This window comes from Staphylococcus sp. EZ-P03 (genome assembly GCF_003344575.1).
GTDB classification, from domain to species: Bacteria; Bacillota; Bacilli; order Staphylococcales; family Staphylococcaceae; genus Staphylococcus; species Staphylococcus simulans_B.
In genome coordinates this window covers 272,673-294,963 of record NZ_QPMO01000009.1, presented here as the reverse complement: position 1 = coordinate 294,963, position 22,291 = coordinate 272,673, and the positions used below count along the sequence as shown (strand labels likewise).

19 protein-coding genes are annotated in these 22,291 nt (G+C 37.8%); all 19 read left to right on the top strand.

Going from position 1 to position 22,291, the window contains the following annotated elements:
* Positions 1-9 precede the first annotated feature (9 nt).
* The 19 genes from DVJ99_RS05580 to rny all read left to right on the top strand — a co-directional run bounded on the left by DVJ99_RS05580 (position 10) and on the right by rny (position 22,049).
* Positions 10-693, top strand: coding sequence for a response regulator transcription factor (locus DVJ99_RS05580; protein ID WP_114603471.1), 684 nt, complete (start codon positions 10-12; stop codon positions 691-693).
* Positions 690-2,066 carry a sensor histidine kinase gene (locus DVJ99_RS05575; RefSeq protein ID WP_114603470.1) on the top strand — a complete coding sequence of 459 codons (1,377 nt, stop codon included), beginning with the start codon at positions 690-692 and terminating at the stop codon, positions 2,064-2,066. Before DVJ99_RS05580 ends, DVJ99_RS05575 begins: the two co-directional genes overlap by 4 nt.
* A complete protein-coding gene (locus tag DVJ99_RS05570) occupies positions 2,044-2,616 on the top strand; it encodes a PepSY domain-containing protein (protein ID WP_114603469.1) in 573 nt (190 codons plus the stop codon). Before DVJ99_RS05575 ends, DVJ99_RS05570 begins: the two co-directional genes overlap by 23 nt.
* Positions 2,617-2,731: 115 nt before the next feature.
* Positions 2,732-3,646, top strand: a complete 915-nt coding sequence (gene truB / locus DVJ99_RS05565; RefSeq protein WP_162912141.1) for a tRNA pseudouridine(55) synthase TruB — start codon at positions 2,732-2,734, stop codon at positions 3,644-3,646.
* 16 nt (positions 3,647-3,662) lie between these two features.
* Positions 3,663-4,637: a bifunctional riboflavin kinase/FAD synthetase gene (locus DVJ99_RS05560; protein ID WP_105992944.1), complete on the top strand. Its 975-nt coding sequence runs from the start codon at positions 3,663-3,665 to the stop codon at positions 4,635-4,637.
* Between the two features lie 117 nt (positions 4,638-4,754).
* Complete coding sequence (gene rpsO / locus DVJ99_RS05555; protein ID WP_105992943.1) at positions 4,755-5,024, top strand: 30S ribosomal protein S15; 270 nt, start codon at positions 4,755-4,757, stop codon at positions 5,022-5,024.
* Positions 5,025-5,190: 166 nt separating this feature from the next.
* A complete protein-coding gene (gene pnp, locus DVJ99_RS05550; protein WP_114603467.1) occupies positions 5,191-7,299 on the top strand; it encodes a polyribonucleotide nucleotidyltransferase in 2,109 nt (702 codons plus the stop codon).
* A gap of 190 nt (positions 7,300-7,489) precedes the next feature.
* Entirely contained in the window at positions 7,490-9,163 is a 1,674-nt protein-coding gene (rnjB, locus tag DVJ99_RS05545) for a ribonuclease J2 (RefSeq protein WP_114603466.1), read from the top strand.
* A 226-nt stretch (positions 9,164-9,389) separates the two neighbouring features.
* The gene (locus tag DVJ99_RS05540; protein ID WP_114603465.1) at positions 9,390-11,780 is read left to right on the top strand and encodes a DNA translocase FtsK; all 2,391 of its coding nucleotides are present in this window, start codon (positions 9,390-9,392) and stop codon (positions 11,778-11,780) included.
* 2 nt (positions 11,781-11,782) lie between these two features.
* Positions 11,783-12,505: a GntR family transcriptional regulator gene (locus DVJ99_RS05535; RefSeq protein WP_114603498.1), complete on the top strand. Its 723-nt coding sequence runs from the start codon at positions 11,783-11,785 to the stop codon at positions 12,503-12,505.
* 57 nt (positions 12,506-12,562) lie between these two features.
* The gene (gene yfmF / locus DVJ99_RS05530; RefSeq protein WP_114603497.1) at positions 12,563-13,792 is read left to right on the top strand and encodes an EF-P 5-aminopentanol modification-associated protein YfmF; all 1,230 of its coding nucleotides are present in this window, start codon (positions 12,563-12,565) and stop codon (positions 13,790-13,792) included.
* Positions 13,789-15,075, top strand: coding sequence for an EF-P 5-aminopentanol modification-associated protein YfmH (yfmH, locus tag DVJ99_RS05525; RefSeq protein ID WP_114603464.1), 1,287 nt, complete (start codon positions 13,789-13,791; stop codon positions 15,073-15,075). Before yfmF ends, yfmH begins: the two co-directional genes overlap by 4 nt.
* Entirely contained in the window at positions 15,076-15,780 is a 705-nt protein-coding gene (gene ymfI, locus DVJ99_RS05520; protein ID WP_114603463.1) for an elongation factor P 5-aminopentanone reductase, read from the top strand.
* Between the two features lie 132 nt (positions 15,781-15,912).
* Positions 15,913-16,752, top strand: coding sequence for a DUF3388 domain-containing protein (locus DVJ99_RS05515; protein ID WP_114603462.1), 840 nt, complete (start codon positions 15,913-15,915; stop codon positions 16,750-16,752).
* A gap of 21 nt (positions 16,753-16,773) precedes the next feature.
* A complete protein-coding gene (locus tag DVJ99_RS05510; protein ID WP_114603461.1) occupies positions 16,774-17,172 on the top strand; it encodes a helix-turn-helix domain-containing protein in 399 nt (132 codons plus the stop codon).
* A 25-nt stretch (positions 17,173-17,197) separates the two neighbouring features.
* Complete coding sequence (pgsA, locus tag DVJ99_RS05505; protein WP_105992935.1) at positions 17,198-17,779, top strand: CDP-diacylglycerol--glycerol-3-phosphate 3-phosphatidyltransferase; 582 nt, start codon at positions 17,198-17,200, stop codon at positions 17,777-17,779.
* 134 nt (positions 17,780-17,913) lie between these two features.
* A complete protein-coding gene (locus DVJ99_RS05500; RefSeq protein ID WP_114603460.1) occupies positions 17,914-19,056 on the top strand; it encodes a CinA family nicotinamide mononucleotide deamidase-related protein in 1,143 nt (380 codons plus the stop codon).
* A 172-nt stretch (positions 19,057-19,228) separates the two neighbouring features.
* Positions 19,229-20,290: a recombinase RecA gene (gene recA / locus DVJ99_RS05495; RefSeq protein WP_105992933.1), complete on the top strand. Its 1,062-nt coding sequence runs from the start codon at positions 19,229-19,231 to the stop codon at positions 20,288-20,290.
* Positions 20,291-20,489: 199 nt separating this feature from the next.
* Positions 20,490-22,049, top strand: coding sequence for a ribonuclease Y (rny, locus tag DVJ99_RS05490; RefSeq protein ID WP_105992932.1), 1,560 nt, complete (start codon positions 20,490-20,492; stop codon positions 22,047-22,049).
* The last annotated feature ends 242 nt before the right edge of the window (positions 22,050-22,291 follow it).

Sequence of the window (22,291 nt, the reverse complement as noted above, 5' to 3'; positions counted from 1 at the left end):
GAATAAAGAGTGGAGACCGTATTGATTGTTGAAGATGATGAAAAGATTGCACGTGTCATTGAATTAGAACTCACTTATGAGGGATATGACGTGCATATTGCTTATACAGGCAAAGAGGCATTAAAGCTTTATCATGAGCATGAAATAGATGCTGTGCTGCTTGATGTTATGATTCCTGAATTGAATGGACTAGAGGTACTGAGACGTATCAGAAATGAAGATGCACACGTTGTCATTATTATGCTTACAGCGAGAGATGCGGTAATGGACAAGGTGAGCGGATTAGACTCTGGTGCGAATGATTATATTACTAAGCCTTTTGAAATTGAGGAATTATTAGCACGGATCAGAGCACATCTGAAGCAGCAGCAACTAAATCAGCCGGAACCAGATGAAACTTTAAAATTCAGAAACATAGAGCTGCATCCGCAATCACGAGAAGTCTATTTAAACCAGATTTTGGTTGAGCTGACACAAAAAGAATACAATCTGTTGTATTACTTTATGAGTAATAAGAACATCGCCTTAGAGCGTGCACAAATACTTGAATATGTTTGGGGTTATGACTTTATTGGAGATACGAATATTGTCGATGTCTATGTCAGATATCTCAGAAAGAAATTAGATACAACGGATACTTCTATTATTTCAAGTGTCAGGGGTGTCGGTTATATGATGAGAGATGAGTCATGAAGTTAGGCACACAACTCCAAATTTATATCACTTTAATGATTGCGATTGTGGTAATTATTACGAATTTCACAATTTATTTCATTTATCGGACGACTTCTTTAAACGCTGAAACAGACCAGCTTGAAGACAAAGCAGTCAGTACGATGAAAGAGTTGCGTAAAGCAAAAGAGAACAACACTGATAAAGAAAGTGTCTTGCAAAGTTTGATATTAACGGATGGTTATATCGCTATTGTCGGTCAAGACAATGAAAATAAATTCCAAGTCACTTCTAATACCAAATACAAAGACTTAAGCGAACCTTATAAAAACAAGCAATATAAAAAAGCCGTTGAAAAAAGGGAACATCACTTTGTAGTGGTGAGTATCCCTGTGATTTGGAAAGATGGTGAGGTCAGCAATCTGCAGATCTTTGAGAATATCGATTTCAAATACAGCAAATACGATATTTTGAAGATTGTATTGACACTGTCGACTTTATTTATCTTATTAATTGTGTTCTTGCTTAATCGCTTATTGACACAAATTATTTTACAGCCGATTAATCAGTTGATCGAAAAGATGAAGAAGACGATTGATACGAATCATTATGTGATTATGGATATTAATGAAAAAGACACAAAAGAATTGCAAGAGCTGACTAAAACTTATAATGAAATGATGAAAAACTTGCGCGAACATGATGAAAAGCAGCAAACCTTTATTTTGAATGCTTCTCATGAATTGAAAACACCGATTACGGTAATTAATTCTTATAGTAAAATGCTGAAGCGGTTCGGCAAGACAAGAGAAGATATTTTAAATGAAAGTATCGAAGCCATCAGCAGCGAAGCGCAACGCATGAAATATTTAACTGAACAAATGCTGGATTTAGCAAAAGTAGAACGCAACAGCCATCCTTCTGAACGAACAGCAGTCGATATCAATGCTGTGATGGAACAAAAAGCTTTACGTTTATCTAAAGCTTATCAACGTGAAATTACTTTTTCATCGGATAACCAAGCATTTGCTTTTGTGAATGAGGACCAATTCAAACAACTCATTACTATCTTTTTAGATAATGCGATTAAGTATAGTCAAGAAGAAGTAGAGATAACAACAAAAACGCAGTCAGATGAAATTCATGTCCAAATTAAAGACAAAGGCATTGGAATACCGCAAGCGGATTTAGAACAGATTTTCACTAAGTTTTATCGTGTTGATAAAGCCAGAGCCAGAGAATCAGGCGGTTCCGGTTTAGGTTTATATATTGCCTATGAGTTAGCCAAACGTAATGCTATTGAGATTGAAGTTGAAAGTGAGTTGGATGTTGGAACAACGTTTATTTTGAAAATGAAAAAGGTGACACCAGATGATTATCAAAAAGATGATTAAAATACTTTTGATTGTGATTATCTGTTTATTAATCGTGATTTTAGGTGCCATTATTTATTTCAAGTCGGGACAAACTGATATTACAAAACAAGAAGCAGAGAGAATTGCGGATGAACGTTATGACGGCAAAATACTGTCATCGGGTTTGAATCGAGATAAAACCGCATATAAGATTAAGCTGCTGGATGAAGGTTTGCATTACGACTTAGAGGTAGATAGGAAAAACGGCACAATTAAAAATGTGCATACAGAAAAAATAAAAAAAGAATCCAAATCAAAGTCTAAACCTGATAAAAAAGAAACCTCGCACAAATCATCTGATTCACCGCCTTACATTAGCGAAAATGAAGCGAAGGCTATTGCACAAAGAGAAGTGCCGGGGCAATTCATTTATATAAATTTAGAGAATGATATTAAGCCGCCATTATATGTGGTTCAGCAAGTGGTAGATGATGATGAAGGTGCAATAGTTAAAATCAATGCACTGAATAAAAGTGTCGTTTCAGTTTCATGGTTTGAAATAGAGGATAACGATGATGATATGGATTAATATAGATGCGATAAGTGAGAGCAACGTGCTTTCATTTATCGCATTTTTCTTGGTCTATAATTCAGAGCTGATTTCATGTAAAATAGATGAGGTATGAAACAGAGATGAGGTGTTGTTGATGGAAGGTATTTTACCTGTATTTAAGGAACGCGGTTTAACCAGCCATGATGTGGTCTTTAAATTACGTAAAATTTTACATACGAGAAAAGTGGGACACACGGGTACGCTGGATCCAGAAGTGAATGGAGTATTGCCGATATGTGTCGGAGGCGCAACAAAAGTCAGCGATTATATCATGGAGATGGGCAAAGCCTATCAAGCCACAGTGACGATAGGGTTCAGTACTACAACAGAAGATCAAACCGGTGATGTATTAGAACAAAAAACAGTGACAGAAGATTTGACAGAGGAACAGATTGATCAAGCGATTGCGGAGTTTAAAGGTGAAATCGAACAGATTCCGCCGATGTATTCATCAGTTAAGGTGAATGGACGAAAACTCTATGAGTATGCGAGAAATAATGAAACGGTTGAACGTCCGAAACGAAAAGTTCACATTTATGAAATCGAACGAAATTCAAAAGTACATTATGAACAAGGGATGTGTACTTTTGACTTATTGATCCGCTGCGGCAAAGGAACTTACATCAGAACACTTGCGACAGATATCGGAGCAAGCTTAGGTTATCCAGCGCATATGTCGCAATTGACACGTATTGAAAGCGGCGGGTTTTCTATTGAAGATAGTTTAACTTTGGATGAGATTGATGCATTATATAAGCAAGACGCGTTACAGGAAAAGCTATTTCCGATAGAATATGGTTTGAAAGGGTTGCCTCATATTCAAATTGACGACCCATCAATCAAACAACGTATCTTAAATGGACAGAAATTCTATAAAAATGAATTTTCTGAAGTGATTGATTCAGTTACGGTCATGGAAGACAGTGAAACCAACAAGGCACTTGCCCTCTATATACCGCATGCTGAAAAACCAAATGAAATCAAACCGAAAAAGGTATTTAATTAAAGGAGCATCGCGAAAAATGAAAGTAATTGAAGTTACACATCCGATACAACCTGAGCAATATATACAAGAAGACGTTGCTATGGCATTGGGATTTTTTGACGGCTTGCATAAAGGTCATGCACAAGTCTTTCATGCTTTAAATGACATCGCACAAAAAAACAATTTGAAAAAAGCAGTCATGACTTTTGATCCGCATCCATCAGTGGTGTTGAATCCTAAACAAAAGAGAACAGATTATTTAACACCTTTAACAGATAAAATCGATATTTTAGAATCCTATGATATCGATTATGTAATTATTGTCAATTTCACATCAAAATTTGCGGATGTTTCGATTGAAGAGTTTGTGAATAACTATTTAGTCGCAAATCATGTCAAAGAAGTCATTGCCGGCTTTGATTTCACTTTCGGCAAACACGGCAAAGGCAATATGTCTGTACTCCAAGAATATAAGGCAAACTTTAATACAACGATTGTGAGTAAACAAGAAATGTTCTCTGAGAAAATATCAACAACTGAAATTAGAAAAGCATTAAAAGAAGGCAATTTACAAAAAGCAAATGACGAATTAGGTTATCGCTACCGCATTAAAGGAACAGTCGTTCAAGGTGAGAAACGCGGCAGAACTATCGGTTTCCCAACAGCGAATATTGAACCGAGCGATGACTATGTACTGCCGAAAAAAGGTGTGTATGCGGTCAGCTTGGAAATCGGTGCTGAACACCGCATTTACAGAGGCGTATGCAATGTGGGTGTCAAACCGACATTCCACGACCCTAAGAAATCACATATTGTCATCGAAGTGAATATCTTTGATTTTGACGAAGATATTTATGGTGAACGTGTGGTTGTCTTTTGGCACCATTACTTAAGACCTGAAATCAAATTCGATGGGATTGATCCGCTTGTTGAACAGATGAATAAAGACAAAGAACAAGCAAAATATCTATTAGCAGTTGATTTCGGAGATGAAGTATCTTATAATATCTAAGTCGGAATGATTGCTTCGAGCAATCAAAATGATATAAAGTCCTCACTCTTGGCAGGTCGAGACTCCGACGCCTGGCTCAGACTGGGGAGACTACAAATTAAAAGGAGGAAATTGACTATGGCAATTTCACAAGAACGTAAAGACGAATTAATCAAACAATACCGTGTACACGAAACTGATACTGGATCACCAGAAGTACAAATCGCAGTATTAACTGCAGAAATCAATGCTTTAAATGATCACTTACGTACACACAAAAAAGACCACCACTCTCGTCGTGGTTTATTAAAAATGGTAGGTCGTCGCAGACACTTATTAAACTACTTACGTAAAAAAGATATTCAACGTTACCGTGAATTAATCAAATCATTAGGTATCCGTCGTTAATCTTTTTAATAAGTAATTAAGCAGATACCAGTTAGAGGAAAGGACCATCGTTGGTTGCTTTCCTTTTTTTATAGCTTGGATACTAAAGTTCGTATAAAAACAATCATGTAAATGATATGATAGACTTATTAATGTAAAAGAGGTAGCAAGAGAAAGGAGATTCCTAATGTCTCAAGACAAGAAAGTGTTTAAGACCGAATGGGCAAACCGTCCGTTAACAATTGAAACTGGGCAAATGGCAAAACAAGCGAACGGTGCGGTACTTGTAAGATATGGTGATACAGTCGTATTATCTACAGCAACTGCATCTAAAGAACCGCGTGATGGTGATTTCTTCCCATTAACTGTCAACTATGAAGAAAAAATGTATGCGGCTGGTAAAATTCCAGGCGGCTTTAAAAAACGTGAGGGACGTCCTGCAGATGAAGCGACTTTAACAGCGCGCTTAATCGACAGACCGATTCGTCCATTATTCCCTAAAGGATACCGCCACGATGTTCAAATCATGAATATCGTATTGAGTGCAGACCCGGATTGTTCGCCGCAAATGGCAGCAATGATCGGTTCATCAATGGCACTAAGCGTATCTGATATTCCATTCCAAGGACCGATTGCAGGTGTCAATGTCGGTTATGTGGACGGAAATTATGTCATCAACCCTACACTAGAACAAAAAGAACAATCACGTTTAGATTTAGAAGTAGCCGGACATAAAGATGCGGTAAACATGGTAGAAGCGGGCGCAAGCGAAATCACTGAGAAAGAAATGTTAGATGCGATTTTCTTCGGCCATGAAGAAATTAAACGTTTAGTTGCATTCCAAGAAGAAATTATCGAATATCTGCAACCTGAAAAATCTGAGTTCGTTCCTGTTGAACGCGACCAAGAGGTTGAAGAAAAAGTAACAGCACTTACACAAGAAAAAGGTTTGAAAGAAGCAATTCAAACGTTTGATAAAAAAGAACGCGAAGATAACATCGATGCAGTACGCGATGAAATCATCGCCGAATTCGAAGATGAAGAAGATCCGGACAACGAAGCATTGCTTTCTGAAGTCAATGCGATTTTAAATGACTTAGTCAAAGAAGAAGTACGTCGTCAAATCGCTGATGAAAAGGTACGTCCTGATGGTCGTAAGCCGGATGAAATCCGCCCATTAGAATCAGAAGTCGGTTTATTGCCTCGTGCACACGGTTCAGGTTTATTTACGCGTGGTCAAACACAAGCGTTATCAGTATTGACATTAGGCGCTTTAAGCGAATATCAGCTTATCGACGGTCTTGGACCAGAAGAAGAAAAACGTTTCATGCATCACTATAACTTCCCTAACTTCTCTGTAGGGGAAACAGGTCCTGTACGTGCACCTGGACGCCGCGAAATCGGGCATGGTGCATTAGGCGAACGCGCATTGCGTTACATTATTCCAGATACACAAGACTTCCCATACACAGTACGTATTGTGAGTGAAGTATTGGAATCTAACGGTTCATCATCACAAGCATCTATTTGCGGTTCTACACTTGCTTTAATGGATGCCGGTGTGCCGATCAAAGCACCTGTTGCCGGTATTGCGATGGGACTTGTAACACGTGATGATAACTATACAATCTTAACGGATATTCAAGGTATGGAAGATGCTTTAGGCGATATGGACTTCAAAGTTGCCGGTACTAAAGAAGGTATCACAGCAATCCAAATGGATATTAAAATCGATGGTTTAACAAGAGAAATTATCGAAGAAGCTTTAGAACAAGCACGTGTCGGCCGTTTAACAATCTTAGAACATATGCTTCAAACGATTGATCAGCCGCGTCCGGAATTAAGTGCTTATGCGCCTAAAGTTGAAACAATGACAATCAAACCTGAAAAAATCAGAGATGTCATTGGACCTGGCGGTAAGAAAATTAATGAAATCATTGATGAAACAGGCGTTAAATTGGATATTGAACAAGACGGTACAATCTTCATTGGTGCAGTAGACCAAGACATGATTAACCGTGCGCGTGAAATTATCGAAGAAATTACACGTGAAGCTGAAGTCGGCCAATTATACAATGCAAAAGTAAAACGTATTGAAAAATACGGTGCCTTTGTGGAATTATTCCCAGGTACAGATGCATTGCTGCACATCTCACAAATTGCGAACGAACGTATCAACAAAGTTGAAGATGTGTTGAACTTAGGCGACACAATCGAAGTTAAAGTAACTGAAATTGACGGTAAAGGCCGTGTTAATGCTTCTCACCGTGTCTTATTAAACAAAGAAAACAACTAATCAGAATTTCAAATGATTATGAAGAATGCTTGTGCGGCATGAATTTGCTGAGCGAGCATTCTTTTTTTACATAAGATCTAGAGACAATGCAGTCTCGCTACATGTTTAGTAGTGTACATTAAAAAGAATTTAACTTATAATATACAGTGAATACTTATATGGTCGGGGATTATAAATAGGAGGAGAAAAATTGAACTTAGTAAAGAAAAAGAATGAAAATATACGCATCATTCCGCTCGGCGGAGTGGGTGAAATTGCGAAAAATATGTATATCGTTGAAGTTGACGATGAAATGTTCATGTTGGATGCAGGCTTAATGTTCCCAGAAGATGAAATGCTGGGTGTAGACGTTGTTATTCCTGATATTCAATATGTTGTTGAAAATAAAGACAGATTGAAAGGGATTTTCTTATCGCACGGTCATGAACATGCGATCGGTGCAGTCAGCTATGTATTGGAACAAGTAGACGCTCCAGTGTATGGTTCAAAATTGACTTTAGCATTAGTTAAAGAATATATGAAAGAACGTAAAATCGATAAGAAAATCAGATATTATACAGTGAATAATGAATCAGTGATGCGTTTTAAAAATGTAAATGTATCATTCTTCAATACAACACACAGTATTCCTGACAGCTTAGGTGTAACAATTCATACTTCTTACGGTGCAATTGTTTACACTGGCGAATTCAAATTCGATCAAAGCTTGCAAGGCAACTATGCGCCTGATTTGAAGAAAATGACTGAAATCGGCGAAGAGGGTGTCTTTGCGTTGATCAGCGACTCGACTGAAGCTGAGAAACCAGGTTACAACACACCTGAAAATGTGATTGAATCACATATGCTGGATGCATTTACTAAAGTAAAAGGCCGTTTAATCGTGTCTTGCTACGCATCGAACTTTATCAGAATCCAGCAAGTGCTGAACATTGCTAAGAAGTTAAACCGCAAAGTTTCTTTCTTAGGACGTTCACTTGAATCTTCATTCAATATTGCACGTAAAATGGGATATTTCGATATTCCGAAAGACTTGCTGATTCCGATTAATGAAGTTAAAAATTATCCGAAGAACGAAGTCGTAATCATTGCGACAGGTATGCAAGGCGAACCTGTAGAAGCATTGAACCAAATGGCAAGACAAAAACATAAAATTATGAATATCGAAGAAGGCGACTCAGTCTTCTTAGCAATGACTGCTTCTGCAAATATGGAAGTAATTATCGGGGATACTTTAAATGAATTGGCACGTGCCGGTGCAGATATTATCCCTAACAGTAAAAAAATCCACGCTTCAAGTCATGGATGCATGGAAGAACTTAAAATGATGATCAACATCATGAAGCCGGAATACTTTATCCCTGTCCAAGGCGAGTTCAAAATGCAGATTGCACATGCGAAATTAGCAGCTGAAGCGGGTGTTGCGCCTGAACAGATTTTCTTAGCTGAAAAAGGCGATGTCTTAAACTTTGACGGCGAAACAATGATATTGAACGAGAAAGTAGAATCAGGCAACGTATTGATTGATGGTATCGGTGTCGGAGATGTAGGCAACATCGTACTGCGCGATCGTCATTTATTAGCTGAAGACGGTATCTTCATTGCGGTTGTTACACTTGATCCTAAGAATAGACAAATTGCGGCTGGACCGGAAATTCAATCTCGCGGATTTGTTTATGTCAGAGAAAGTGAAGCTTTATTGAAAGAAGCGGAAGAAAAAGTACGTGAAATTGTAGAACTTGGTCTGCAAGAACGTCGTATTGAATGGTCTGAAATCAAACAAAATATGCGTGATAAAATCAGCAAATTATTATTTGAAAACACTAAACGCCGTCCAATGATTATTCCGATTATTTCAGAAGTTTAAGGAACAGTATGCATGTTTAACATACAAGAATGCTATGGTGTGCTTTTATGCGTATCATAGCATTTCATCATATTATTTAAATTTTAACAATGTGATTTTGTTCCATGTTAAAATATAGAGATGGCAAGTTAGTCGGTAAGCCATGTTGAATCAAAACATCATTTGTTCAACATGCTTGCGATACATATTCACTTGAGCATATTTTATTGAAAAGAAGGTGTATGTTTTGGCACAAAGAAAGAAAAGAACAACCAATTCAAGAAGAAAAACTACAGCTAAAAAGAGAAACACAAAGAAAAAACAAAATGAAGCGCCATTGCGCTATATAGCAGCAATCATTACTGTAGTACTTGTTGTTCTAGGTGCCTTCCAATTAGGGATAATAGGAAGAGTGATTGATACATTTTTCAACTATTTATTCGGTTACAGCAGATATTTAACATATATTTTAGTCATTCTTGCTTCCGGCTTTTTAGCTTATAACGGCAGATTGCCTAAAACGAGAAGATTAACAGGATCGATTGTACTTCAATTTGCATTATTATTTGCGACACAATTGTATTTAGTGTTTTCAAAAGGTGCGGTTGGAGATAGAGAACCTGTGATTTCGTATGTATATCGTCAATATGATAAAACACATTTTCCTAACTTCGGCGGCGGTATTTTAGGCTATTACTTAGTACATTTTTCAATACCGCTCGTTTCTATTGTCGGAGTAGTTGTCTTTACAGTGATTCTGTTTATTTCAAGTTTTATTTTATTATCTAAACGCCGTCACAGAGATATGGCAAAAGTATTATTAGAGAAGTTGAAATCAGGCAGTGAACAAGCAGCAGTACATAGAAAAGAAAGAAAAGCACGCCAAGCTGAACGTAAAGAAGAAAAACGCCGCCAAAAAGAAGAACAAGCAGCAGAACGTGCAGCACAACAAGAAGAAGTTAAAGATGTCAGTGATTTCACAGAGGTGCCGATACCTGAAGAAGAAAAACAAGACAGTGCTATTCCGATCTTCGGAGATGAGCCGAAAGATAAGAAAACAAGCGCACCAAAAGCACAAAGCAATCATGAACCAGAACAAGCAGAGGCAGCACCAAGAAAACGACCTAAACGTCAATTGGTCGAACAAAGCAATGACAGTGCTGAATCAAAAGCATTATCTGATGCGATGGGTTCTATTTCAGATGCGGGCGAAGTTGAAAACTCAGATTATCAATTACCGCCGCTTTCTATTTTGAACACACCAACGAAACAAAAAACAACATCACGTGCTGAAGTTCAAAAGAAAGGCCGCTTGTTAGAAAATACATTGAAAAATTTCAATGTGAATGCGAAAGTCACACAAATTAAAATCGGTCCGGCTGTTACGCAATATGAAGTACAGCCTGCACAAGGTGTCAAAGTCAGCAAGATTGTCAATCTGCATAATGATATTGCGTTGGCTTTAGCAGCTAAAGATGTACGTATCGAAGCGCCGATTCCAGGCCGTTCGGCTGTAGGTATTGAAGTACCGAATGATAAAATCTCACTAGTATCGCTAAAAGAGGTTCTAGACGAGAAATTCCCTTCTAAGAATAAATTAGAAGTAGGTTTGGGTAGAGATATATCAGGCGAACCCATCAGTGTGGAATTAAACAAGATGCCGCACTTGCTTGTGGCAGGTTCTACAGGGAGTGGTAAATCCGTTTGTATCAACGGTATTATCACGAGTATTTTGCTGAATGCGAAGCCGCATGAAGTAAAACTCATGCTTATTGATCCAAAAATGGTAGAATTGAATGTATATAATGGTATTCCGCATTTATTAATACCTGTAGTTACTAACCCGCATAAGGCATCACAAGCATTAGAAAAAATTGTTTCAGAAATGGAACGCCGTTATGATTTATTCCAACACACAGGTACAAGAAACATCGAAGGTTACAATGACTATATGAAACGCCAAAATGAAGAACTGGATGAAAAGCAATCATTATTGCCGTATATTGTAGTGATTGTGGATGAGTTAGCAGACTTGATGATGGTTGCCGGAAAAGATGTGGAAAATGCAATACAGCGTATTACACAAATGGCACGTGCTGCCGGTATTCATTTAATCATCGCAACACAAAGACCTTCAGTCGATGTTATTACTGGTTTGATTAAAAACAACATTCCATCAAGAATTGCCTTTGCGGTCAGCTCGCAAACAGACTCGCGTACAATTATCGATAGAGGCGGCGCTGAGAAATTGCTTGGTAAAGGGGATATGTTGTACTTCGGCAACGGAGGTTCAATTCAAACACGTATTCAAGGTGCCTTCTTAAGCGACCAGGAAGTTCAAAATGTCGTTAACTTTGTCATTGATCAGCAAAAAGCTAATTACGTTAAGGAAATGGAACCTGGTACGACACCAGAAGGTACTGAGAAGAAAAGTGAAGACCCGCTTTATGATGAAGCGTATCTCTTTGTTGTGGAACAGCAAAAAGCGAGTACCTCTTTATTACAGCGTCAATTCAGAATCGGGTATAATAGAGCATCGCGTCTCATGGATGACTTAGAAAACAATCAAGTAATCGGACCGCAGCGCGGAAGCAAGCCGCGTCAAGTATTAGTAGATTTAGAAAATGGTGAGGTGTAATGATGACAAATACGAATTCAATATACAGAATTAAAGAATGGATTTTAAGTGAAATCGAGTCAGGCAGATTGAACCCGGGTGATCCTGTTCCAAGTACTTTATCTATCGCTAGAGAAGTGAATGCGAAAACAGATGATGTATATGATGCAGTGGATGAACTTATTACGGAGCAAGTCTTAACGCAGAGCTTTGAAGCACAAGCCAGCGTTAAGGAGCCTCAGCCGTTTTTCTATCCGTTGGACAAATTATTAAGCATCAGCAAAATGATTGAAAATGAAGGCTTTAAAGCGGGTACTATTTTTATGAACTTGGACCAGCAGCCTGCAACGCAACATGATCGCAAGGCACTCAGCTTAAATGAAGGCGAGTATGTGACGATCATCGAAAGAATCAGAACGGCTGACGGCAGTCCGGTGGTGTATTGTTTAGATAAAGTTGCGACAAGCTATTTAACTTGTGCAGCGTTTCAAGAGCATGATGAGTCCATCTTGACTGCCATTAAAGCTTTTGCTGATATAAAGATTGCGTATTCTGAGACAGAAATCGAGTCGGTCAGTTATGAACCTAAAGTTTCTGAAGCATTAGAATCAGCACCTAACGAAGCACTGATGTTATTAAGACAAGTGCATTACGATCATCTTAATCGACCGATTCTTTACTCGTTTAATTACTTCAAGAGTGAAGTGGTCAAATTCAAAGCAATACGCAAAACTGAAGAAGAATAAGGAAGGTGTGATAGTGTGAGCCAACAAAATAATAAAACAGAACCTCGTATCAAAGTAATGCCGACAGATAAATTCAAGACTACAATTATCACTTTTAAATTTATGGCACCCTTAGATGAAACTACGATGACAGCACGCTCATTATTGAGCAAACTGCTCGTAAGAGCAACAAAACAATGGCCGACAGATAAGGCGTTTAATCGCAAACTATCAGAATTGTACGGTGCATATGTTAATAGCTTTGTGACGAAATTCAAAGATAAGCATGTCATTACCATCACATTAGAACTTGTGAATGAGCGCTATCTGAAACATAAAGATCCGTTATTTGATGAAGGCTTAGATTTACTGCAAGAAATCTTGTATCACCCATTAGTAGAAAATAACGGTTTTAACGAAACATTTGTAACACAAGAAAAGACATTATTGAAAAAGAAATTAGAAGCTATCAATGATAATAAAGCACAACTTGCATTTTTAAAACTCATGAAAAATATGTTTGGAGATCAGCCATATAGTTATTTAGCATCAGGTTTAATTGAACATATTCCAGCTGTAACACCTGAATTGTTATATCATACATACCAATCCATGCTAGAAAATGACGATTGTGCAGTTTATGTAGTAGGTAATGTTGATACAGAAGAAGTAACAGAAAAAATCAAACAGTTATTCGATATTAAACCTTTAAAACAAGTTTCATCTGTTATTCAAGCACAACGTGCTGAAAGCGAATTACCGCAAACGATTATCGAACATGATGAAATCGATCAGGCTAAGTTGAATATCGGCTACCGTTTTAAAACGTATTATGGTCAACCAGGCTACTATACGTTTGTTGTATTAAATACTATGTTCGGCGGAGATCCTTCATCTGTGTTATTCAACGAAATCCGAGAAAAACAAAGTTTAGCCTATTCCGTGCATTCGCAAATTGATGGTAAAAACGGCTATATGTTCGTATTAAGCGGTGTAGCTGCAGATAAATACGAAGTTGCGAAAGATACGATTTTGGCTGAATTTGAAAAATTCCAACGCGGCGAATTCAGTGAAGAAAAATTAGAACTTGCGAAGAAGATTCTGATTTCTCAACGTAATGAATCTCAAGACAGACCAAAAAGTATGGTAGAAATTGCACATAACCAAATCTTGCTTCCTGAGGACTTAACGAACGGTAATTATGGTCAAAAAATCCAAGATGTAACTAAGGAACAGGTTATCGAACTTGCAAAAAGTGCCATCCTAGATACGATTTATGTGTTGACGAAGGAGGATGAAGCAGAATGAAGAAACAGTATTATGAATTAATAGATGAAACAGTATATGAGTCGCAAATGGATAACGGCTTGAAAGTATTTATAATTCCGAAGCCGGGTTTTCAGAAAACGTTTGTTACATATACAACACAATTCGGTTCATTAGATAGTAGATTCAAGCCTTTAGGCAGCGATGAATTTGTGACGGTTCCGGATGGAGTCGCACACTTTTTAGAACATAAGTTATTCGAAAAAGAAGAAGGCGACTTATTTACAGAGTTCGCAGAAGATAATGCACAAGTCAATGCGTTTACAAGCTTTGACCGTACGAGTTATCTTTTCAGCGCCACTTCTAATGTCGAACGCAATATTTTACGTTTAATGAAAATGGTAGAAACACCTTATTTCTCTGAAGCGACAGTAGAAAAAGAAAAAGGAATCATCGCAGAAGAAATCAAGATGTATCAAGAACAACCAGGTTATAAATTGATGTTCAATACATTACGTGCGATGTATGCTGATCATCCTGTCAAAGTGGATATTGCCGGCAGTGTTGAAAGTATTTATAAAATCACTAAAGATGATTTGTATTTATGTTATGAAACGTTCTACCATCCTTCGAATATGGTCATGTTCGTGGTCGGCAATGTAGATCCTGAAAGCATCAATACATTAATAACAGAACATGAAGCGAAACGAGAACTGACAGCACAACCTGAAATTGTAAGAGATAGTTTAGCTGAGCCGGAAGCTGTTCAGCAAAGCAAGGTTGTGGAAGAAATGAACATTCAAATACCAAGATTGATGCTTGGTTTTAAAAATGTTCCAAAAGAAGGCTCTCAAGAAGCGTATATGAAACGTGATTTGGAAATGACGTTCTTCTTTGAAATGGTGTTAGGTGAAGAAACTGACTTCTATCAAAACTTGCTGAATGACGGCTTGATTGATGATACATTCGGTTACCAATTTGTCTTGGAACCATCTTATAGTTTCTCGCTCATCACAAGTTCAACACCAGACCCAAGTCAGCTGAAACGTTTATTGCTGGATGAACTGAAAACAAAAGCAGGTCATTTAACAGATGAAGAAGCTTTTGAGTTATTGAAAAAACAATTTATCGGAGAGTTCATTTCTAGTTTGAATTCACCTGAATATATTGCCAATCAATATACTAAATTATATTTTGAAGGTGTCAGCCTATTTAATATGTTAGATATCGTTGACAGCATTACATTAGATAGTATTAACGAAGCATCCGTAGCCAGCTTGAATTTCAATCAGATTGCGGACAGCAGATTGGAGATTAAGAAGTAAATGAAAGCATTGGTTTTAGGCGGTTCTGGTTCCATCGGTTCAGCGATTGTCCGTCAATTGCTGGATGATGGGCATGAAGTCATTGTGCATTATAACAAGACATCTTTAAAGGAACTTAAGCAGCAATATCAAAATGAAAATGTCTCTTTTGTGCAAGCAGATTTAGCTGCTGAGATAGACATCGAAGCGCATTTCTCTTTCATCCACAATTTAGATATTTTGATTTATGCGGCAGGACAAAGTTTATATGGTATGTTTCAAGATATGTCATCTGACCAGATAGATACTTGTTATCGCTTGAATGTTAAGAATATGATGCTTGCAACACGTTATTTTCTTGACCAGCTCAGAGCGAGCGAGAGCGGTCGTATCCTGTTGATTTCATCGATTTGGGGAGAAACGGGTGCAAGCATGGAAACGGTGTATTCAGCAATGAAAGCGGCACAAATCGGCTTTGTCAAAGCATTGAGCCAAGAGCTTGCGATGACATCTATTACGGTCAATGCTGTCACGCCCGGTATGGTCAGCGGCAATATGGCTGATGCATTCGAACCGTCTGAATTAGCAGCAATTATTGATGAACTGCCGCAGCATAGAATGGTGTCGCCTGAAGAAGTGGCTTATACGTGTGCTTATTTATATAATCAGAAGGCACAAAGTGTGACAGGTACTGTTCAAAAAGTAAATGGCGGCTGGTATATTTAGTGATTGTTATGCGTATTCATATCCCTATAGATAATGTATAATGTAATTACTTTCATTCATATTGTAGAACGGATGTTACATCCTTGTTTCTGATGAATACTATATGTTGTTGAACTAAGGGGCGTGTAAAACATGATAGCACCAGAAAGAAAAATTGAATGGTATTTAGAGTATGAAATTACATTTAACAGAGCAGGACTCTTAGGGGATGTTTCGAGTCTCCTAGGTATGATGGGGATTAGTATTGTGACGATTAATGGTGTCGACCAAAATCGCCGCGGTTTATTAATTCGTGCAGACAGTTTAGATAAAATGCGTCGTTTTGAAGATATTGTTAATCAAATTGATGAAATATCAATTACAAAAATGCGCAAACCAGAATTGCGCGATCGCTTAGCTGTCAGACATGGCCGCTATATCAAGCAAGATGCTGATGATAAAAAAACATTCCGATTCGAGCGTGAAGACTTAGGTCTGCTGGTTGATTTTATGGCAGAAATCTTTAAAGAAGATGGACATAAATTAATCGGTATCCGCGGTATGCCGCGTGTCGGCAAAACCGAATCGATTGTAGCAGGCAGTGTTTGTGCGCATAAGCGCTGGTTGTTTATCAGTTCTACATTGATTAAACAAACTGTACGTAATTCGTTACTAAAAGGCGAATACGGACCGGAACATGTATATATTATCGATGGTGCAGTAACTGCACGAGAAAATGATCCGAAACACCGAGAATTAGTAGATGAAGTGATGGCTTTGCCTGCAATCAAGGTGGTAGAACATCCGGATTTATTTGTGGAATCTTGCGACTATCAGCTCGATGATTTTGATTACATTATCGAATTAAGAGAAACAGAAGATCAAGAGATTAAATATGAACATATGAAACAACAGACAGTTAAGAGCAAGAATAACTTGAATTTAGGAAATGACTTTGGTGATTTCGGCGGGGGATTCGGATTTTTTGAATAATGTTTCAAGGAGTGTAAACATATGAGCAGTACAATCGGACAGACGTTAAAAGGAAAAAGAGAACGCTTAGGTATGACATTAAATGAGCTGGAATCGAAAACAAAGGTCAAAAGAGAAACTTTGACGCTTATTGAAAATAATGATTTTGATGCACTTACCAATCCTAATTATGCAGAAGGGATTATCTCTAAATATGCCAAAGCAGTGAATACTGATGCGTCTATCCTGATTAAGAACCATCAAGAAGAATTGCCGAACTCGACTGACAGCTTATATGATGACACGATTGAACAATTCAGCAGTTCTAATCCGCCGGACTATAAAACGCAAAGCAGCGATTCTAAACAGCTGGTGATTTGGCTGTCTGGGTTTATTGTTGCGACTTTGGCAATATGGGTAGCAGCAGTATTCTTAATATAATATAGCAAGAAAAGAGGAAATGTTTATGAATCTGCCCAATCAGATAACAATCTTCAGGGTAATTTTAATTCCGTTATTGATTCTTTTCGCTTTAGTCGATTTCGGCTTCGGGAAAATGTCATTTATCGGAGGACACTCCATTCGCATCGAATTCTTTATCAGCGGCATTATTTTTATTGTGGCTTCATTAAGCGACTTTGCGGATGGCTACTTAGCAAGAAAATGGAACTTAGTAACCAATATGGGGAAATTCTTAGACCCGCTTGCTGACAAACTTTTAGTTGCCAGTGCATTAATTGTTTTAGTGCAATTAGATTTAACCAACTCAGTTGTAGCAATTATTATTATTGCACGTGAGTTTGCGGTAACAGGTTTACGTTTGCTTCAAATTGAGCAAGGGTTTGTCAGTGCAGCAGGACAGCTGGGTAAAATCAAAACAGCCGTTACAATGGTTGCGTTAGTTTGGATTTTATTAGGCGAACCATTAGTAAATTGGATTGGTTTCCCGATCGGACAAGTTTTATTATACATCGGTGTATTCTTTACTGTACTTTCAGGTATTGAATACTTCTATAAAGGCCGAGATGTCTTTAAAAAACAAGCATAAGATTGATGATATAGGGTGGTGCAATACAGTTGAACTTTCAGTGCATATGAGTTCACAAATAACTGTGTTTGTGCCACCCTTATATTTGTATATAACAAATGAAAACATGACGTGATATAAACGGAGGAAGTTTTATGAAAATTTCTATAGTAGCAGTAGGATCAGAACTCTTATTAGGTCAAATACTCAATACCAATGCCAAATTCTTATCACAGTTATTCAACGGTGTAGGTTTGAATGTAATGGAACAAGCAGTAATCGGTGATAATGAAGCACGTTTAGAACGCTTATTGCGCCAAACATTAGATGAGAATGATACTGTCGTGATGACAGGCGGTTTAGGGCCAACAAAAGATGACTTGACCAAACATACGGTTGCGAAAGTTTTAGGGAAATCACTTGTGACTGATGCGACAGCATTAGAGTATATTGAAGAATATTTTAAAGAACAAAAGCAAGAAATGAGTGAAAATAATAAACAGCAAGCACTGGTAATTGAAGGTGCAACGGTTTTACCGAACAAAGTCGGCATGGCACCAGGGATGTTAGTTGAACAAGACGGCAAACGTATTGTTTTAATGCCTGGACCGCCTAAAGAAATGGAACCGATGGCAGAAGAAGAGTTACTGCCGCTGTTAATGGAAGAGAAAGGTACGATATTTTCAGAACAGCTTAAGTTTGCGGGTATCGGCGAGTCCAGGGTTGAGACAGAATTGCTGGATTTAATCGATAACCAATCGAATCCGACGATTGCGCCTTTAGCAGGACCGCATGAGGTTAAAATACGTGTCACTGCAAGCGGCGACAGCGAAGCAGAGTGCAAAGCATTAATTGCGCCGGTCAGAGAAGCTATATTAAATCGTATCGGCAATTATTATTTCGGTTCTGATGATATAACAATAGAACAAGCAGCTTTAGAAAAAGTCCCTGGTACATTTGCGATTTATGATGGTGTGACTTCAGGCGAAGTATACTCTAATTTAAAAGAAGATGACGAAACGGATAAATTAAAAGGCATGCTGATTGATGATCCGGTATTTGTGGATGCTGATCAAGCTTTTGAAACGCGATTGAAATCAGGTGCACAGCAAGTCAAAGAACTTTATCAAACAGATATCGGTATTGCACTCTTGCACCATGAAGATGAAGTTTATCTTGGTGTATTGACACAAGACGACTTTAAAGTAGAAGAATTTACTATGACCCAAAAAAGAAAATTAATTAAGCATAGAACGCCGAATTATGTCTACATTCGATTAATAAATATGTTTTCTTAAGGGTAATAGAGTAATAAATGTAATTATATAGGTACGGGTGTTCGGTCTAATGTGAGGTTATTGTTAAAATAAGCGAACAAATATTCGTTTATTCCTTGTAATTTAAATCGGAACACTGTATAGTATTAATTAAGATAATTTGGAGATTACATCTCGAATAGGAGGCCAGACATTGGATAATGAACGTCAAAAAGCGCTAGATACTGTCATTAAAAATATGGAGAAATCGTTTGGTAAAGGTGCCGTAATGAAATTGGGCGATAACAAAGCTCGCCGTGTTTCAAGTGTATCAAGCGGTTCAGTTACACTAGATAATGCATTAGGAGTAGGCGGCTACCCTAAAGGAAGAATTGTAGAAATTTACGGACCAGAAAGTTCTGGTAAAACAACAGTTGCTTTGCATGCAATTGCGGAAGTACAAAAACAAGGCGGCGTAGCGGCATTTATTGATGCTGAGCACGCATTAGACCCTGTATACGCTGAAGCATTAGGTGTAGATATCGATAACCTTTATTTATCTCAACCTGACCACGGGGAACAAGGTTTAGAGATTGCGGAAGCATTCGTACGAAGCGGTGCAGTAGACATTATTGTTGTCGACTCAGTTGCTGCGTTAACACCTAAAGCTGAAATCGAAGGTGAAATGGGAGATACACACGTTGGTTTGCAAGCGCGTTTAATGTCTCAAGCATTGCGTAAACTTTCAGGTGCCATTTCAAAATCAAACTGTACAGCAATCTTCATCAACCAAATCCGTGAAAAAGTCGGCGTTATGTTCGGTAATCCAGAAACAACTCCTGGTGGTCGCGCATTGAAATTCTATAGTTCAGTACGTTTAGAAGTTCGTCGTGCAGAACAATTGAAGCAAGGCCAAGAAATCGTGGGTAACCGTACTAAAATCAAAGTCGTTAAAAACAAAGTTGCACCGCCATTCAGAGTGGCTGAAGTTGACATCATGTACGGCCAAGGTATCTCTAAAGAAGGCGAACTAATCGACTTAGGTGTAGAACATGATATTGTCGATAAATCAGGTGCTTGGTACTCTTACAACGGCGACCGTATGGGCCAAGGTAAAGAAAATGTTAAGAACTACTTGAAAGAACATCCGGAAGTCAAAGAAGATATCGATCACAAGTTAAGACAAAAATTAGGTATCTTTGATGGAGATGTTGAAGAGAAAGAAGAAAAAGAAGCGGATAAAGACGCAAATACAACTTTATTCGATGAAGAATAGATGATTTTTAAACCTGGAAAACAGCTTCCAGGTTTTTCTTTTTGCTTTGTGTAATTATGGTGGTTATGTAAACTATTAGCCTTGACACTGCTCCTGTTTAAAAAGTACAATTGGTATGTATGATTCTTATATTTCTTCATATAATCATATTGAAATCGATATACAAATAAACAAAATCCTAGAAAAAGGAGGTGTTTGTGTGAATTTATTAACCCTCCTACTCATTTTGCTGGGTTGTATTCTAGGAGTTGTTGTAGGGTATATAGCAGCCCAAAAAGTTTTGCACGAGAAACAAGTGCAAGCCAAACAAACTGCAGATGATATAATCAATCAGGCGAACAAAGAAGCAGAGAATCTCAAAAAAGAGAGATTACTAGAGGCTAAAGAAGAAAATCAACGTTTAAAAGAACAAACAGAAAACGAACTTCGAGAAATACGTGGAAATCTTCAAAAACAAGAGGCCCGACTTCTTCAAAAAGAAGATAACTTAGAGCGTAAGTCTGATCTATTAGACAAAAAAGATGAGATTTTAGAGCAAAAAGAATCGAAAATTGAAGAAAAACAACAACAAGTAGATGCAAAAGAGAGTAGTGTTCAATCAATAATAATGAAGCACGAACAAGAATTAGAACGCATCTCCGGTCTCACACGCGATGAAGCGATTAAAGAACAGTTTCAACGTGTTGAAGAAGAACTGTCACAAGATATTGCAGTACTTGTTAAAGAAAAGGAAATTGAAGCAAAAGAAAAAGTCGATAAAACCGCAAAAGAATTATTGGCAACTACAGTTCAGCGTTTAGCAGCTGAACATACTTCAGAGTCAACAGTATCAGTGGTTAACTTGCCTAACGATGAAATGAAAGGACGTATTATTGGTCGTGAGGGCCGTAATATTAGAACTTTAGAAACATTGACGGGTATCGACTTAATTATAGATGACACACCTGAAGCAGTAATCTTATCGGGCTTTGATCCTATTCGACGAGAAATTGCACGCACAGCTTTAGTCAACCTTGTTTCAGACGGTCGGATTCATCCGGGTCGTATTGAAGACATGGTAGAGAAAGCACGTAAAGAAGTAGATGATATTATCCGAGATGCTGGTGAACAAGCTACATTTGAAATCAACGTTCACAACATGCATCCTGACTTAGTTAAAATATTAGGTCGATTGAAATTCAGAACAAGCTATGGCCAAAATGTATTAAAACACTCTATTGAAGTTGCACATCTATCTGGTATGCTGGCAGCTGAATTAGGAGAAGATGTTACATTGGCTAAACGCGCCGGTTTACTGCATGACGTAGGTAAAGCCATTGACCACGAAGTTGAAGGCAGCCATGTAGAAATTGGTGTAGAACTTGCGAAGAAATATCATGAGAATGAAACAGTTATTAATGCGATTCATTCCCATCACGGCGATGTAGAACCAACATCCATTATCTCTATTCTAGTCGCTGCGGCAGATGCTTTATCAGCAGCACGTCCAGGTGCACGTAAAGAGACATTAGAAAATTATATCCGCAGATTAGAACGCTTAGAAGCTTTATCTGAAGGTTATGAAGGTGTTGAAAAAGCATTTGCGATTCAAGCCGGAAGAGAAATCCGTGTGATTGTATCACCGGATGATATCGATGACTTGAAAGCACATCGCTTAGCAAGAGATATCAAAAAACAAATTGAAGATGAATTACAGTATCCAGGACATATCAAAGTGACAGTTGTTCGTGAGACGAGAGCAATTGAATATGCAAAATAATTTTTGAAATGACAAGATCTTGAACTTATTACGGTTCAAGGTCTTTTTATATTATTATAATGTATAGTCTATACACCTTGTGGTAATCAAATAGTAAGAAAACATCAGTCAAATAACCAGAGGTGATCATGATGACAGATTTATTGCTCACAGTCATTGAATTTGTACAACATCAATGGGAGACATTAAGAAGAAAAAGACAAAGCAGAAAGTTAAAACACAGTGCAAATTGAAATAAGAGA